At 69.2% G+C, this 260-nt stretch carries 1 pseudogene; it reads left to right on the top strand.

From position 1 onward, the window contains the following. Positions 1–258, top strand: a pseudogene (locus tag ACLJNW_RS26180) (N-acetylglutaminylglutamine synthetase); the annotation flags it as partial. Positions 259–260: the final 2 nt, after the last annotated feature.

Raw genomic sequence — 260 nt, 5'->3', positions numbered from 1 at the left:
AACCTGCACACCGGCGGCATCCTCGAGGACGTCACCGACGCCCTCCATCCGGCCCTCCGCGAGGCCGCGATCCAGGCCGCGCGGGCCCTGGAAATACCGGTGGTGGGCCTAGACTTCCTGGTCGAGGCCGCCGACCAGCCCGACTACGTGATCATCGAAGCCAACGAGCGCGCCGGCCTGGCCAACCACGAGCCGCAGCCGACCGCCGAACGCTTCGTCGATCTTCTCTTCCCCCTCAGCCGCGAGGTGCCTTCATGACC

This window comes from Salmonella sp. SAL4457, assembly GCF_046548235.1.
GTDB lineage: Bacteria > Pseudomonadota > Gammaproteobacteria > Enterobacterales > Enterobacteriaceae > Salmonella > Salmonella enterica.
Note: the sequence above shows the minus strand (reverse complement) of the source record. Positions and strands in the feature narration are given on the sequence as shown.